At 60.7% G+C, this 16,289-nt stretch carries 9 protein-coding genes; 4 read left to right on the top strand and 5 right to left on the bottom strand.

The features are described from left to right. Complete coding sequence (locus ACLKOZ_RS03295) at positions 1 to 1,068, top strand: ParA family protein (RefSeq protein ID WP_436472790.1); 1,068 nt, start codon at positions 1 to 3, stop codon at positions 1,066 to 1,068. 66 nt (positions 1,069 to 1,134) lie between these two features. After that, a complete protein-coding gene (locus ACLKOZ_RS03290; RefSeq protein ID WP_436472788.1) occupies positions 1,135 to 2,406 on the top strand; it encodes a ParB/RepB/Spo0J family partition protein in 1,272 nt (423 codons plus the stop codon). A gap of 5,404 nt (positions 2,407 to 7,810) precedes the next feature. Here the strand turns inward: ACLKOZ_RS03290 and trxA are convergent. From trxA to ACLKOZ_RS03265, 5 genes are all read right to left on the bottom strand, one after another. After that, positions 7,811 to 8,137 (bottom strand): thioredoxin, encoded by a 327-nt coding sequence (gene trxA, locus ACLKOZ_RS03285; RefSeq protein ID WP_131132027.1) that lies wholly within the window; start codon positions 8,135 to 8,137, stop codon positions 7,811 to 7,813. A 36-nt stretch (positions 8,138 to 8,173) separates the two neighbouring features. Further along, positions 8,174 to 9,130 carry a thioredoxin-disulfide reductase gene (trxB, locus tag ACLKOZ_RS03280; protein ID WP_337345167.1) on the bottom strand — a complete coding sequence of 319 codons (957 nt, stop codon included), beginning with the start codon at positions 9,128 to 9,130 and terminating at the stop codon, positions 8,174 to 8,176. 244 nt (positions 9,131 to 9,374) lie between these two features. Then, entirely contained in the window at positions 9,375 to 10,934 is a 1,560-nt protein-coding gene (locus ACLKOZ_RS03275) for an ABC transporter substrate-binding protein (protein WP_436472785.1), read from the bottom strand. 174 nt (positions 10,935 to 11,108) lie between these two features. Beyond that, positions 11,109 to 13,220, bottom strand: a complete 2,112-nt coding sequence (gene murJ / locus ACLKOZ_RS03270) for a murein biosynthesis integral membrane protein MurJ (protein WP_436472783.1) — start codon at positions 13,218 to 13,220, stop codon at positions 11,109 to 11,111. A gap of 82 nt (positions 13,221 to 13,302) precedes the next feature. Further along, positions 13,303 to 13,803, bottom strand: a complete 501-nt coding sequence (locus tag ACLKOZ_RS03265; protein ID WP_436472953.1) for an NUDIX hydrolase — start codon at positions 13,801 to 13,803, stop codon at positions 13,303 to 13,305. A 207-nt stretch (positions 13,804 to 14,010) separates the two neighbouring features. Between ACLKOZ_RS03265 and ACLKOZ_RS03260 the strand changes: the two genes are divergently transcribed. After that, positions 14,011 to 15,519: a CCA tRNA nucleotidyltransferase gene (locus ACLKOZ_RS03260; RefSeq protein ID WP_436472781.1), complete on the top strand. Its 1,509-nt coding sequence runs from the start codon at positions 14,011 to 14,013 to the stop codon at positions 15,517 to 15,519. Continuing rightward, the gene (locus ACLKOZ_RS03255) at positions 15,516 to 16,100 is read left to right on the top strand and encodes a histidine phosphatase family protein (protein ID WP_066288602.1); all 585 of its coding nucleotides are present in this window, start codon (positions 15,516 to 15,518) and stop codon (positions 16,098 to 16,100) included. Before ACLKOZ_RS03260 ends, ACLKOZ_RS03255 begins: the two co-directional genes overlap by 4 nt. The last annotated feature ends 189 nt before the right edge of the window (positions 16,101 to 16,289 follow it).

The raw sequence follows: 16,289 nt of genomic DNA, 5'->3' as shown, positions 1-16,289 counted from the left end.
GTGACCAGTAGCGAAGCCTCCACACAACGGATTCCCCCGTTTGTGTCTTTGGGGTCAGCACGATCAGTTGCTGGGCCGGGATACGCACCAGGACGAGGTGGAATTCACCCGAATCCGGTTGCTGAACTTGCAACGATGGTGGCTGTTTCACGTGAAACAACCACTTCCGGTAAAACCAATGTTTTTGACTCAATGGACGATTCCAGCCCGATCGCCCGAGAACTTGCCCATGAGACCAAGCGCAGGGAACGCCTTCTGGGCAGGGAGTTGCCCAAACCCGAGAAGACTCGGATCTTCACGGTCTCAAACCAAAAAGGTGGTGTTGGCAAGACCACCACTACCGTAAACATCGCAGCAGCCCTGGCAGCGGCCGGCTTGAACGTCCTGGTCATTGACATCGATCCCCAGGGCAATGCTTCTACAGCACTGGGCGTCGAGCACCATGCCGATGTGGACAGTATCTATGACGTCCTGATCAACGATTTCCCGCTCGCCGACGTTGTGGCGCCTTGCCCTGATATCAGCAACCTGATCTGTGCACCCGCCACCATCCATCTCGCCGGCGCGGAGATCGAACTCGTCTCCCTTGTGGCCCGCGAACAGCGGCTCCGCCGGGCCATTGATGTTTATGCCAAGGCCCGCGCCAAGAACGGCGAAGAACGCCTGGACTACATTTTCATTGACTGCCCGCCCAGCTTGGGGCTGCTCACAGTAAATGCCTTCTGCGCCGCTGGCGAAGTACTGATTCCAATCCAGTGTGAGTACTACGCCCTCGAGGGCCTGAGCCAGTTGCTCAAGAACATCGAGATGATCCAGAAGCACCTGAACGCTGACCTGGAAGTCTCCACAATTCTTCTGACCATGTACGACGGCCGGACTAACCTGGCGGCGCAGGTAGCTGCAGAAGTTCGCCAGCACTTCCCGGACCAGGTATTGGGTGCGGTGGTTCCACGCTCCGTCCGGATATCGGAAGCGCCAAGCTACCAGCAGACCGTGATGACTTACGATCCTTCCTCCAGTGGAGCCCTGTCTTACCTGGAAGCCGCAGCTGAAATTGCTGAACGCTAGAATCTTCGAAAACTGCAACAACCGGAGCCGGGCTTTGTCAGGTTCTACCACTGGAGGGATTTATCCATGAGCGAAAAGCGACGGGGCTTAGGCCGCGGTCTTGGCGCACTCATTCCAAGTTCCGCCTCTGGCAGTGCGTCGGGCAACGGGGCTGCAGCGTCCCGGCCAGTGGATCTCTTCTTTCCTGAAGGCCGGAAAAAAGTCACCTCGGTAGAGGATGACGCCGACCGTATGCCGTCTGGGAAGACGCCCGCCGTAGCCGACCCCGCGGCTGTCGCTGCCCAGGCTGAAACTGAGGCCACGCCCACGGCCAGGAAATCGGCCGCGGCCACGACGGCGCCGCGAGCTACGCCTAAAGTTGAGGCCAAGCCGGCAGCTGTGAAAGAACCGTCGAAGCCGCGGACGGCCGCCGCGAAGACCAGCACCCCCAAGCTTGCCGAGGACGAGGCCCCCGCCGGGACAACAGTTGCCATTTCCGAGGACACCCAGCAGGTCGACAACGGTGTTGACTTGGTGGAAGTGCCCGGAGCGCGGTTCGCCGAAATTCCCGTGGGTGACATCCACCCGAACCGGAAACAGCCTCGTTCCGTCTTCGATGAAGATGACATGGCGGAGCTTATCCACTCAGTCCGCGAAATAGGCGTCCTCCAGCCAATTGTGGTGCGCACATCAACCGAATCCGGTGGTGAACCATATGAGTTGGTGATGGGTGAGCGCCGCTGGAGGGCTGTCCAAGCCGCCGGCTTGGAAACTATCCCCGCGATCGTCCGTGACACCACAGATGATGATCTTCTCCGCGATGCGCTGCTGGAAAACTTGCACCGCAGCCAGCTCAACCCACTGGAAGAGGCTGCGGCCTACCAGCAGCTTCTTGAAGATTTTGGCACCACTCACGAACAGCTTGCAGACCGGATCGGACGGTCCCGGCCGCAGGTGTCTAATACGCTCCGCCTCCTGAAGCTGCCACCACTGGTCCAGCGGCGTGTGGCTGCAAGTGTTCTGTCTGCGGGCCACGCGCGGGCTCTGCTGGCGCTTCCCGATGCTGCAGCGATGGAACGCCTGGCGCAAAAGATCGTCGCCGAAGGTATGTCCGTGCGTGCTACCGAGGAAGCGGTCACTCTTTACCAGGACCCGGCGAAGCCAGCCAAGAACAACATTCCGCGCCCTGGCGCCCGCCACGAACGGCTTGATTACCTGGCTTCATCGCTCTCAGACCGCCTGGATACAAACGTCAAGATTTCGCTTGGAGTGCGTAAAGGACGGGTCAGCATCGAATTTGCAAGCGTTGAGGACCTAAACAGGATCATGGAGGTCTTGGCTCCGGGCCAGGACAACTAAGAGGGCTACGGATGCGGGGGCCTGTTTCACGTGAAACAGGCCCCCTTCTTTGTCTTCGTTTCCATGAGGGCCTGCGCGATTCGCTATGGTGAGCACTAAACCATAGATGACTTTCGGGATGCCAGTTCCAAGACGTTGCATTCCCTACGCATGCTCGGGGCCATGGGCAGCGACGGCATCAGGCTCGACCCCTATTGGACCTCGCTGAGGGTTGACTCTATAGGTTGCACGCATAAATTCAGCATGGCGCTGCTTCCGTTTCAGCGTTCCCGTTCATTGAGCGCTGAGTGCCACAATGTTCGGGCTTCTTCCATGGAGTTCTTGGACGGATCGCTTTGAAATTTGTCTTCTATGTGAGTCCTTGACCTCTCACGGCGAACGAAACGGGAAGGCTTTCGAGGCCTCTCGGATACTCTGCGAGGCGAGCCCAGAGCTCATCGAATTCGGACGTGGAAATAGTCTTTAGGGGGCTTCTCCACTGAGCGGCGCCATTTCCGGGACTTTCTGTTTGATGGACGGGCACCGTTCTGTCAGAGGCACAAGGGTTCTAAAGTTGTGGGACGTGATCTCTGTGATCGTCGCCCAGCGGATTGCACCGTGGGAGCACGACGAGCCGGAATATCCCGTCGTTTCACGTGAAACACACGGCTTGGATGCGTGGAAGAGGGCGAATGCCTGATCCCCGATGCCGGAATCCAATTTGTTAGGAACGTCTAACCTGGCGGCCACCCCAGAGCTTGGGCTCCTTGGATCCATAGTTCCTGCGTGGTCGCGGCGGCCCGGGATGCTAACGGAGGCCGCAATCGGGCGAATGTACGTCTATAAGCCAGGTCCAAACATCGAACTATTAAGGGTATGCCGGCCGCGGCCGGAGTGCGGGCATTCCTTCCGTTCGCGGCAGACATGCCTTGTTCTGCCCGGGGAATCCTCATTCGGCGGATTGTTTCACGTGAAACAGCACTACCCCAGGCGAGAAAGCTCCCAGGTCTGCACGCGCAGTGAACCTATACCTGTTCATCATGTGGCAGCGCGCCTGCTTTGCCCGTATCTGATGGCCTCCAGATCCCACACTCCCTGTACCGTCTTCTGGGCCCATCTGCTTCCCGGAGGTGGGACCTGGCCCGCTCTGCAGGCCATAGGAAGGTCGCCCTCATTGGGCGGCCCAACAGCCGTGCTAAGGGCCATTCGCCATGCCCCAGAGGGGTCCGTCGTCATGGGAAGGCGCTGAGCTGCCAACACACAGAGCGTCGGAGCCCATAACCACCTCCTTCTGGCCTGGGACACCTTGTTGCCTCAAGATTCGTCGTCGGAGTGGGTCTGGGCAGACTCGATTCAGTCTGTGCGTTGGATCGTACTGAGTCACGGTATGCAGAGGAAAATCTCCTGTTGAGCTGTGAACCAGCCTTCGTCCCGATGAACCCGACCGTGACACTTTGTAGCCTTCGGAACGGACATCATGTGGAGGGCGCAGGCCAATCAGGCTGACGGTCCCCTACCCGCCGGTGTTGTCGGACCGACCATGCCGCCTCATCGCCGGCCGAGCCTGGTTCACCCCGTTGTTGACCTTGGAGACTGGGTTCTCCACAATTGGCGATCGGTGCGGCAGCCCGGGACCAAAGCCCCAAAGACGCACGATTTTCGCACGCTGCAAATGCAGGCGAAGACATGGCCACTTCGGGTGGGAGCTGGTCGGCACTCCCCCTCTTTGGGCGCCCTCGGTTCAGGACCGGTCCCGTGGCGTTCCGTTGCCACACAGAACTTGGCGAATCAGCAGGCAGGAACCAGCACCCCGCGAACAGGAGTGCAGACAAATGCTGATGTCGGACAGCCGACTGACCTGCCCAAATAGGAAATCTGGCTAGAACCACAGACGGATTTGCCCCGACGCTAAGTGTGCGTAGCTGCGCGGATCATCCACCTCATGTGCAGAAGATGCCCAAGGTCCGTCCACTGGATTGCCCGGTAGAAGTTCGCATCTATTGCCCGGCCGAGCGTGGGACAGGATTTGAACCGCCAATTGACAGCTGATCTCAACGACCAACGGAGCGACCGTACGAAGGAATTGAGGGACTGCCGCTTGGAGGAGGAGGAGTTGGCTCCGGACTCGCGGCACCGGTGCGCTTGACCGCAAAGTGGAGAATCGACGTATTCGTCCGATTCCAGCCGGCCCGTCCCAGGTGGGGCGCGGTGTGGTCTTTGACTCCAGGAGGTAGTTGGTGAGCTGTCCACTCCATGTGTCCGGACGGAAAAGAACTATGGATGCTACTGGTGAGGAGTAGGGCGTTGGTTCCCTGAAGGCCTGGCGGACCCCTTAGACGAGAGGTTTGGGTCGACCTGGTCTGGGGACGACCTGTGTATTGTGCAGTGGATAACACTGTGGATAACTTTGTGGATAGAAGACGGCCGGACACACCGCGAGGCACTTCGGTGTCGACGCCCGGTTTGTCGTGTGGGTACTCTTTGGATGATCCCCACTCACCGGATGGCCGCCTGTTTCACGTGAAACACACTAGGTTGGCTCGGCTCGGGCGGAAATACCGGGATATTCGCTTACTGGAGCTGATTTTCAGGCTTGAAGGGCCCGAATAATAGCGCAGAAGTGGGGGCGAGGGGCGTTCTGGTGGCGGGGAGTTCCGCCCGTTCATCTCAGGGCAAGACAAGGAACGGCGGTCCTGCGTTTCTGTGATTAATTCCTCAAAAATCAGCTTGTGCATAAGCCTGTGGATAATGGTGTGGATAACTTCTGGGGATAAGCATGCAGCCTGTTGACAAACTGGCCCCCACCGAGGCGGAGCCACCAGCCTAACTGATTCAAAGTCAGTGCTTTGTTCCGTTGGCGGAACAGTATGGGAGATGTGCGTTCCAGATTCGGTCGCTGCAGTGGAATGGATCACGGCATGCTAGGCACCGCTTTCCCCTCCGAGTGCCTCCATATGGGTTCGACAGTGGAGGGTTGCTGCTTGCCTTAGGTTGTCCGCGCAACCAGGACCCGACCGTCTAGTTAGAGGAGCTCGCTGCCGAATGACAGACCGACGGAAGGTTGTGCATGGCTGTAGATCTGACCGGTACTGGATATCGCCCTCTCTGCGGGACCTGCGGCGGGGTGCCTTGCGTTCCGCTGGGCGGGAGCTGGCGAACGGCATAGCGGAGTCGTGCACTCGCCGGCTGATGCCGGATATTTCTATGACGCTCGGGAAGTGAGGCTCGCAAGGGACTAGCACTGCCCTTTTTAGTACCTAAGGTGCGAAGGGGTCAGGCGCCGCTCATTTCGGCAGGTGCATGTCTGGGGGTCTTGCCGTCGAAGCGACTGCTTTCTCCGTCATGTGTGCCTCGCGCTTTCGGTTCCTTACAGCCGAGAACGGCTAGGGTTTCACGTGAAACATTGCGTCCGTCCGGGCCACGCTCGTGGCGCCAGCAGCCGCCAAAGGGCTCCTATAAGCTCCGAGCCGGCTGCAAATCGCATGCACTGATGCACCGCGGCAGCAGCACTAGGCCGAAGGGTCATACCGGCAGCTAAGGCCGAAGGGCGTACCGGAAGGCTGTCTGCTCTGTCCGTGAGCCAACGTACTGCCGTCTGCCCCGGGCGTTGGGTTTACAAAGTGCAGGGCTAGGGCTAAGCGAAGTAGTGTCAACGAACTTGCAAGCCGACATTGTTGATACGGACTATTGCGGATTGGTGGCGGGATGGATATAGCTAAGCAAAGGCGAGGTACCGCCACGGTGAGCAGCTGCCACTGCTTGAGTACTGTTTCACGTGAAACAGCCAAGGAGGCGTCGTGGCCCTGGTGGCATTGTCCTGGTGTCCTGGTTTCAAGGACATGGTGAGTTGAGCAGACGCGGACAAAATACTCGACGCGTTGTCCATTGGGCCGCTGAGCCCCTACGAAAACGCACAAGGAGAGAATGCGGGCGGCGTACCGCCTGGCGGCCGAACACGGGCCTTCGATTATTGGCGCCGGCGGACGTGTGGCCTGTCTCGCGCAGTGGATAGGTCCTCCTCCCCGTCCACAGTGGCGATATGCCCGAATGTGGCTTTCTAGAATCGGGCTGGCTTGCTTGGCTGAAGCTGGTGCCAGATTAAGTAGGGCTGTTCTGTAGTCGCCCAGAGTTTGCACCAGAAGCTCAGGTGGTGGGCTCAAGAGACAGGATGAATCGATGGGGATCAGCCAGATTCAGAAACCTCGGCCATTGTGCCATGAGTTGCCTTGGGCCGCGCACAAGCGAACCTGGAGTCGTGGAGGCCGCGGACGAATTGGCGTTATGGCGGGTGTTTCAGGAACCCTGGACGCGCCCGTTGCTGCAGATCGACGTTCCGACTCGGTCCCCTATCCCGAGGGGCCCAAGTCCCCTGCCCCGATCGGCAGAGCCGGACATTGCCACCGGACTTTGCGGCAAGCAACCGACCGTTGCAGTAATCGCGACTTGCAAAAAGACAGGGTGGGCAACTGTCGAAGAGGACAGTTCGGTGCTTACCCAGGTTTGGATGTTAGCCATATCCGGTTGTTGTCATTGATCCTTGGCGATTTTCCATTCTCTTGGAGGTGTCGCGCAACCAGAATTCTGGGGAATGTTGGACTGGATGTGCATCCGTGGATCATGTGGTCGTCCAATTGTGCCGCTGTGTGCAGGAGGGATGACTCGCTATGTTTCACGTGAAACACGCTATTACGCCGACTGGCAGGGACCTCCGATGAGGTGCGCGAATCGGTCATCCACGGGATACCACAAGCGCTCGACAGCCTTGGATGGTTTTGGAAAATGTAGCAGACCACCGCGAGGAGCCTAGTTGGGGCAACTGTGAAGTCAAAGTACGGCTAGCGTAGGAAGTGCGGCGCCAAGTCATTCTTTAGCTCAGCCCTAAGGAACTGATTCACCACCGGTGTGAGACCCTCCCATTCGCTTATGGCACCTTTTGCTCATCCGATAGAAATGACGGGGTGTCGCTTTGAGTTACGTCGCGCGATCCAGGAGAGTTCCGGCCCCATGACGAGCGCCGGCTTCCTGAGCTGATGCTCATCGAGCGCTGGTCTGCTCGGGGTTCCATCGAGATGTCAGATCTGATTGGGCGCCCTCCACCGCACGCTGCACAGAATCCGTCTCTTGCCACTCAAGACCACGCAATGTTTCACGTGAAACACGGGCTCGGAGCCGTGCCTACACAAGTCGAACTTCACCAAGTTCGCCCAGCGCTCCCCCAGTTGCAGGCAAGTCCAGAAAGTGACACTCAGGACGGCTAGGACAACAAACGCACTCCGAATTAAACCAAAAATGTACACATAACCCGGCAGACCGCGGCATAAGTGGTGGATTTTAGTAAGTTCAGCCGCTTAAAAGAGGATGGCCACCGCTTGAAAGCGGTGGCCATCCGGCGGCTGGGCGATGAGCCCAGTTCCAGCGAGAACCCTTAGGACAGGACGTCCGCGAATTCCTTCTCAAAGAACTGCTTTGGCTTGGCGCCAATCACGGTGTTCTTCACCTGCCCATCCTGGAACAGGTAAACGGCGGGAATGGACGTGATGCCATACTCAGCAGCGATGGCCGGGTTGTCGTCAACGTTGACCTTGACGACGTTCACTTTCTCGCTGTACTCCACGGAGATCTCATCGAGGATGGGGCCCAGTTTGCGGCAAGGGCCACACCACTCCGCCCAGAAGTCCACGATGACCGGCTTGTCCGCTGACAGGACGTCCGTGCCGAAACTTGCATCAGTTACGTCTTTTGCGTTGCTCATAACCTTTTCTCTCTCTTCAAAGGGTGGATACGCGAATTAGGCGTGAAGGTCTGCGAGGTAGTGCTCTACATCTATGGCTGCCACACAGCCCGAACCGGAAGCCGTGATGGCCTGACGGTAAGTGGGGTCCACAACGTCTCCGGCGGCGAAGACGCCAGGGATGCTGGTTTTAGAGCTGCGGCCCTCGACGGCGATGGTGCCGGCGGGCGTGATATCCAAGGTGTCCTTCACGAGCTCAGTGCGGGGGTCGTTGCCGATTGCAACGAAGACCCCGGTGACAGCGAGGTCGGAAACGGACCCGTCCAGGAGGTTCTTGATCTTCAGTCCCGTAACCTTGTTCTCGCCAATGACGTCGTCCACGGTGCTGTTCCAGATGAAACTGATCTTTTCGTGGGCCAGCGCGCGGTCAGCCATGATCTTCGAAGCCTTCAACGAATCGCGGCGATGGACTACGGTGACAGACTTTGCGAACTTGGTCAGGAACAGCGCTTCCTCCATGGCGGAGTCTCCCCCGCCGATGACTGCGATGTCCTGGTCCTTGAAAAAGAAACCGTCGCAGGTTGCACACCAGCTGACGCCATGGCCGGAAAGTCGCTTCTCGTTGGGTAGTCCCAGTTCACGGTAGGCGGATCCCGTCGAGAGAATGATTGCGCGTGCCTGGAATGTTTCACCCGTGGCGATCGTGACGGTCTTGACATCGCCCTCAAGCTGCAGTGCGGTGACATCCTCGAACTGGATCTCCGTACCGAACCGCGCCGCCTGCTTCTCGAAGTTCTCCATGAGGTCCGGGCCCATGATGCCCTCGGGGAATCCCGGATAGTTCTCAACGTCGGTAGTGTTCATCAGTTCCCCGCCAGCGGTGACGGAGCCCGCCAGAAGCAAGGGCTTGAGGTTGGCACGCGCCGTGTAGACGGCGGCCGTGTAACCAGCCGGGCCCGAGCCGACGATGATGACATCACGTACTTCGGACGCGGTGTTTTCTGCGTTGCTCACTGAACGGTGAACCTCTTCCTTAATTGATGCGCCACCCCGTGGAGGTGGCCACATGGCACAACTGAATCGCATTGCTGAATATTCCGGGCGCCGGTAAACGAAGGAACCATCCGGTAACGGTGCAAAGTCACCTCAACAACGACGCCATACCAGATTACCGTCTGCAGACAGCAGAGCCGCGCCTGTTACCCCAAGAGTGAAGGGGAACTGGCGCGGCTCGACTGCAACGACAAGAACGCGTGAACTACTGGATTTTGATTTCGGCAAGACGGATGCCGTAGCCATATCGCGTCTTAGGTGCAGCCAGCTTGGGCAAAGACTTGATGGACACAATGACGTACTGGGCGTCCACAGGTTCAGCGAGGGGCATGGTCAGATCAGTGGAGGTGAAACTGTTGGTCCCCACCTGCTTGGCGCCATCCAAGGATGGCCGGTCGTTCGTAAACACGCTGATGTTACCGCCGGATGCTCCCAGCTGGGTCAGGGTGATAGAGGAAACAGTGGCCGGACTCTTCAGCTTAATGAACAGCGGCACTCCGTCAGAGGCCAGCCCGCCCCATCCCTCAGTGGCAAACTCCATGTCAGACCAGTAACTGGCGGCATTGCCATCAAACGCTTTCACCAGGTCCACATCGTAGGTGGCGGCAAAATCGAAATTACCCTGGCGGGTAATGCCCTCGATGGCGGGAGGTGCAGCTGGCGCAGTCGAAGTCGCGGTCGGGTTGGCCGGACCGGATTCCGAAGGAGCCGCGTTTGAGCCAGTGGCAGTGGTGTTTGCCTGTGGATCAGAGCGGAACAGGCTTCCCAGATTGGTCACAGCGAAGACGAGTCCAGCAATGAGGACCACGGCGAGCAGGCCCCCGACCAGCCAGCGCATGGAGCGGGGCTCGCGCTCAGGCTCGTCGTCGTCGTAGTAGGTCTCGGGTTCGTCTGCGGGGGCGGAGGATGTCGCTGCCGCTGCGGGCGCAGCAGAACGGGCAAAAGCGGGGAACTTCCCAGAGGAACGATCCGCCTGGCGGGGCGCGGTGTTCGCTGCCGGCTCATCATAGGCGGCTTCCTGCTGGTCCGTACCGTAGTTGTAGTCCTCTTCGTTCCACAGGGAGACCTTGGGTGAGGCCGCGCTGGTGCTGTCCGCGGAACCGGAGCCCCCGGCTACCGGCACATTGGGCTGCGGGCCGTTCGGCTGGAGCGGCTGTGGGGAGGTGGCATGCTGGGACGCGGCTCCGGAAGCGGCAACGCCGGCGGCAGCAGCACCGGCCGCTCCGGCGGCCGCGCCAGCAGCAGGGGTCGAAGCGGGCCGGGCGGGCGGCTTAGGCGGAACCACCGGCTGGTTGGCCCGGTAAGGGTCGACCTGGCTTGGGTGATCATTCGAATACTTGATGTAGCCGGCGTCGACGTTCTCTTCGTCGTCGTACGGTTCCGGTTCATGTGACCGTGCCTGGCCAAAGATTTCACTGCCGAGCGTATCCGTGAAAAACGGCTCTACGTACGGCGGGTTGGAGGCGACCACAAGGTCCAGCAGGTCTGCGGCGGAAGTGTGATTGGTGATCAGGTAGGTGGCTGCTTCCGTGACACCAAGATCAAGGACCTGGACGGTGCCGGGCCGTTCACCGGTGGCAACTTCACGGGCGCTCTGGGCAACCTGCTCGGTATTTTCCGGGCCGGCGACCAGAATGCTGACTGGACGGTTGAGAACCTGGTCCACCCCGTCCAGCACCAGATCCTGGTCGTGTGAAGTCAATACCGTGGCTGTGACCTTGTAGCGGCCGCCGAGTACTGATCCAACATCGATCGGGTGGGACACGTGTTCCTCCTAGACTGTCCGGGAAATTGCCGGCTTGTGGATGGTGCCACTGCCGTTCCAGGGCCTGCCGGCGGGCCGGCTGACGCTTGACTGCAACAACCCTTGTTCACTTTCGATCCTAGCCGATGGGCTGTGGCGGCCGGTGGAGACAGGCAGCTGATAACCCCGGCTATATCACTTTTTTCGTGGCCGTCGCGGCTTGAAGTGGGGGTTCTGCCCCGCTGGCCCTTGGAAGGTCCGCCGGCCGGGCAACGGGATCTCGTCCCGCAGCAGGCCCCGCCTGGCTGTGCCGGGCACGTCTTCCGCCGGCAAGTATCCACCGCCGGATCCGTCGTCGGAGTCGGCTGGAGGAGGAACGGCGTGGGGGGCGTGGTCCCGTGAAGGCTCCGGCACTGGCCCCGCCCGGAAAGAGACCGAGTCAAACTCGCCGGAAATCCGGGGAATCAGGCCGGTGTCCACCGAGACCGTGGCGCGTTCCGGCGTCGGACGTCCCGTTCCGGAGTGGGCTCCCCCTGAACCGGACGACGGCGGCGTCTCCGGGCCGGAGTCAGTGGGAGCGGCGGACTTGGACCGACCAAGGCGTCCCAGCAGCGGGCGGAGAAGGTCGCGCAACTCCGAGACATGGAAGATCTTGAGCAGGAAAACGTAGACCACCAGCATGATGGGCCCGACGACGACGAGGGTCACCAGGGCGGTTGCCTGGTTGGTCCAGGCAAAGCCGTCCGGGCTGTAACTGCCCATCAGCCATAACGCGCCGGCGCCCGCAACGGCGGATCCCAGCGCGGCGTACCCCATCCGGATATATGAATTGGCAATCCGCGGACCGTCGAGGTGTCCCAGCAGCCGGCGCAGGAAATAGGCGCTGATCACCACCGAGAGGATGTTGCCCACCATATATAGGATGGCGATGGCGTAGATGATCTGGCCGACGGGCAGGAACTGGATGGCGAAGGCGCCCACAACATAGACAAGGGCCAGCAGGAGCTGAATATAGAACGGTGTGCGGGCATCTTCATTGGCGTAGAAGACACGGGACATCATGAAGTTTGCGCTCATAAAGGGCGTGCTGAGCGCCAGGAGCGTGAGCGTCTGGGCCAGCATCACGCCGTCCTGCCGGGGGCCGCCCGAGAAGAACATGCCCAGCGGTCCCGCCAGGGCGAAGAGGGCCAGCGCGCCAAAAACAGTTGCGACAGCCATGGTTCGCAGCCCGTGGGACAGGGCATCACGGAGCTCGTCCCGGTTGCCGTCCTGGGAGGCGCGGGTCATCCGGTTGAACAGGACTGTGGCCAGCGAAATGGCAATGATGGAGTGCGGAAGCAGATACAGCTGGCTGGCCACCTCCAGCACGGCGTTGCCGGGCAGCATGGCGGCCGCCGGATCACCGGCAGCCTGAAGCCTGAGCCGCTCGGCTCCGGGAATTGTGGCGATACGCATGACATACAGGAAGGCGAGCTGCCCGACGGCGGCCGTCAGCAGCGTCCACACGCTGAGTTTTGCCGCCTGGCCAAGTCCCACTCCCCGCCAGCCGAACCGCGGACGCAGCTTGAGCTTTAGACGGAATACCGGCACCAGCAGGATGGCGGTCTGGGCCACCACACCAATGGTGGAAAAACCCGCCACAAGAAGGGTCTGCGAGGAACCCCAGTTTTCCAGCGTGTGCGGGTTGGCGATGTTGGCCCCAAAGATCCAAATGAACATTCCCAGGCCAGCGACGGCCACGAGGTTGTTCAGGATGGGTGCCCACATGGCAGGGCCAAAGGCTCCGTTGGCGTTAAGGACCTGGGTGAGCAGCGCGTACAGGCCGTAGAAGAAGATCTGTGGCAGGCACCAGAACGCAAAAGCCACCGCAAGCGACTTCTGCTGTGGCGAGTAACCCTGCGTGGTCAGTTCAATTACCCATGGGGCTGCAAGGGTCACCAGGGCCGTGAGCCCCAGCAGCAGGAGCACAGCCAGGGTCAGCAGCCGGCTGATGTAGTCCGCTCCCCTGTCCGGCGCTTTGCTTGCCTTGATGATCTGGGGCACCAGCACGGCGTTAAAAACGCCGCCCGCAACCAGCAGGAAGATCAGGTTGGGAAGGTTGTTCGCGTTGATGAAAGTGTCGTTAACAGTGGACCCGAGTCCAAGGGCAATGCCGAGCATCCAGGTCTTGCCGAACCCCAGGAAGCGGGAAATCAGCGTACCGGCGGCCATGATGGCACTGGAACGCGTTTCGCTGGGTTGGACGGCAGCAGGCTCTGCTTCACCGGCATTGCCTGCGTTGTCGGAGGGGAAGTTGGTAGCGGACATCGACTTCATCGTCTCACCCGGAGGCCGATATTGCCGTAACGCAGCGGGAAGCCGCGGCCGCGGGGCGCGTGCCTTTGACTACTCAAAGATGTTCGGGCAGGACTTCCCGCGCGAGGTCGGCGATGCGCCGTTCGTTGGGAAAGGAGAGCTTCCGCGCGAGTTCATGGATAGGTACCCAAGCGACGTCCACGGCTTCCTGGTCGGGATCGTTCTCGATGGTGAGTTCGCCGCCGGTGGCGCGCAGCAGGTAGTGGTGCACGGTCTTGTGCACGCGATGTCCGCTGACAGTGAACCAGTAGTCGATGCTGCCCAGCGGCGCCAGGATGTCGCCCTCGATGCCTGTTTCCTCGGCAATTTCGCGGACTGCGGCCTCTTCGTTATTTTCTTTGCCCTCCGGGTGCCCCTTGGGCAGGCACCATTCGAGCCGTCCGCCCCTGTTAAGGCGGGCGATGATCGCAACCTTGAGGTCGCCGTCGGAAGTGTCCACTACTACCCCGCCGGCGCTGATCTCCTCCACAGTTGGAAGCGAGGCCGGTGCCGAGTGCTGGGCGGGCGCGACATGGGCACCGATTGCCGATGGCAACGGTGGGTTTGTCCTCCTGCCGGGAGCGCTCGGTACGGGATGGGCCATGAAGTCCACTCTAACGACTCTTGCTCGTTCCTGATGACCGGAACATGACATCAGGATGGACTGCGTATGACGCACTTTGCCCCCGCCGGAACGATTAGGCGCGATCTTCACGAGATTTTGGCCTGCCAACGCTCTGGTTTCTGCCAAGCTTAAGTAACTATGGCGCACGTACATCACAAGACTGAATCCCACACCGTCGATTTCCAGGTTGACCCGGTGGTCCTGGAGCTCGGCCAGCGGTTTGTCGACGCAGGCCACGAGCTGTCGTTGGTGGGTGGCCCGGTCCGTGACCTTTTCCTGGGGCGGACGTCGCCGGACCTGGACTTCACTACCGATGCCACTCCGGATCAGACGGTGGCCCTCATTAAGAAGTGGGCGGACAACTACTGGGAGATTGGCCGCGCCTTCGGAACCATCGGCATGCGGAAAGCCGGCTTCCAGATCGAGATCACCACCTACCGGGCCGAGGCCTATGATCCCGAGTCGCGGAAGCCAGTGGTGGCGTTCGGTGCCTCCCTGACCGATGACCTGCTGCGCCGCGACTTCACTATTAACGCCATGGCACTGCGCCTGCCCTCGCTGGAGCTCATTGACCCTTTCGGCGGCGTGCGGGACCTCCACGGCTCCGTCCTGGCCACCCCCGGCTCCCCCGAGGCCTCCTTCTCCGACGATCCCCTCCGCATGATGCGCGCCGCACGGTTTGCCTCCCAGCTGGGGATTTCCGTGCATGACGACGTCCGCCTCGCCATGAGCCAAATGGCCGAGCGGATCACGATCATCTCCGCCGAACGTGTGCGCGATGAGCTGGTCAAGCTCATCTGCGGCGCCAACCCCCGGACCGGCGTGGACCTCCTGGTGGACACCGGCCTGGCGGAGTATGTGCTGCCGGAAGTCTCCGCCCTGCGGCTTGAATCGGACGAGCACCACCGCCATAAGGACGTTTACCAGCATTCGCTGCAGGTCCTGGAACAGGCGGCTGCCCTTGAAACCGATGCCGACGGCGACGTGCCGGCTCCGGACTTTGTGCTGCGGTTTGCGGCGTTGATGCACGACGTCGGCAAGCCGGCTACGCGGCGTTTTGAACCGGGCGGCGCGGTCAGCTTCCGCCACCACGACATGGTGGGCTCAAAGCTCACTGCGAAGCGGATGAAGACACTGCGCTTCGACAACGACACCATCAAAGCCGTGGCCCGCCTGGTGGAACTGCACATGCGCTTCTACGGCTACGGCGATGCCGGCTGGAGCGATTCTGCCGTCCGCCGCTACGTCACGGATGCCGGTCCGCTGCTTGAGCGCCTGCACCGGCTGACCCGCTCCGACGTCACCACCCGCAACCAGCGCAAAGCCGAGCGCCTCGCCTTCGCCTACGACGACCTTGAGGCCCGCATCGCAGCACTGCGCGAGCAGGAATCCCTGGACGCCGTGCGCCCCGACCTCGATGGTGCCCGGATCATGGACATCCTGGGCCTCAAACCGGGGCCAGTCGTTGGCCGTGCCTACAAGTTCCTCCTGGAGGAACGGATGGAGCATGGCCCCCTGCAGCCGGACGATGCCGAGGCCAGGCTGCTCGCCTGGTGGGCGCAGCAGCCCGAAGCAGCACCTCCGGTTCCGGAGGCCGATGAGTCTCCTGCCGACGTCGAACTTTCCGCTACTGAGGAGCCCAAATGAACATCTCTGCCATGACCCCCCGGCCTCAGCTCTGGATCCTGCGCCACGGCGAAACGGAGTGGTCCAAGAGCGGCCAGTACACGGGCCTGACCGATCTGCCGCTCACGGTGGAGGGCGAGCAGCAGGCCGTAGAGGCTCGCAAAGTGCTGGACCAGGTGGACTTCGACCTGGTCCTGACCTCCCCGCTGCGCCGTGCCCGCCGCACCGCCGAGCTCGCAGGATTCCCGGACGCGCAGCACGAGCCCCTCGCCGTGGAGTGGAACTACGGCGACTATGAAGGAATCAGTTCGGACCTGATCCGCAAGGACAACCCTGACTATCTGATCTGGACGCACGGGGTGCCCAACGGGGAAACCTTGGACGAAGTGGCGGCCCGCGCCGACAAGATCGTGGCGAGGGTCCTCGAATCAGGCCTGGATAATGTGCTGATCGTCGCCCACGGGCACTTTTCCCGGATCCTTACCGCCCGCTGGCTCGAATTGGCACCCACCGAAGGACGCCACTTCATATTGGGTACCGCGAAAGTCTGCACATTGGGCTGGGATAAGAAGACTCCCGCAATTGTGCGCTGGGGCCTCTAGAAGGCTTTAGTTACAAAAGAATTTGAAATGTTTCCCCATTCAGTGGCGAACTGATGCATTCATAGTGTAATTTTATTTCTGACCCCAGAGCGTCTCGCCGGGGTCAAGGCGCGCGTTTGCCTGGCGAGTCAGTCAGTGCAACGGCTTAGCGGAAAAGGAGGTTGGGAGAAATGATTACTTTGACTAGCG

It is taken from the genome of Arthrobacter sp. R4, assembly GCF_051365025.1.
Taxonomy (GTDB): Bacteria; Actinomycetota; Actinomycetes; order Actinomycetales; family Micrococcaceae; genus Arthrobacter.
Note: the sequence above shows the minus strand (reverse complement) of the source record. Positions and strands in the feature narration are given on the sequence as shown.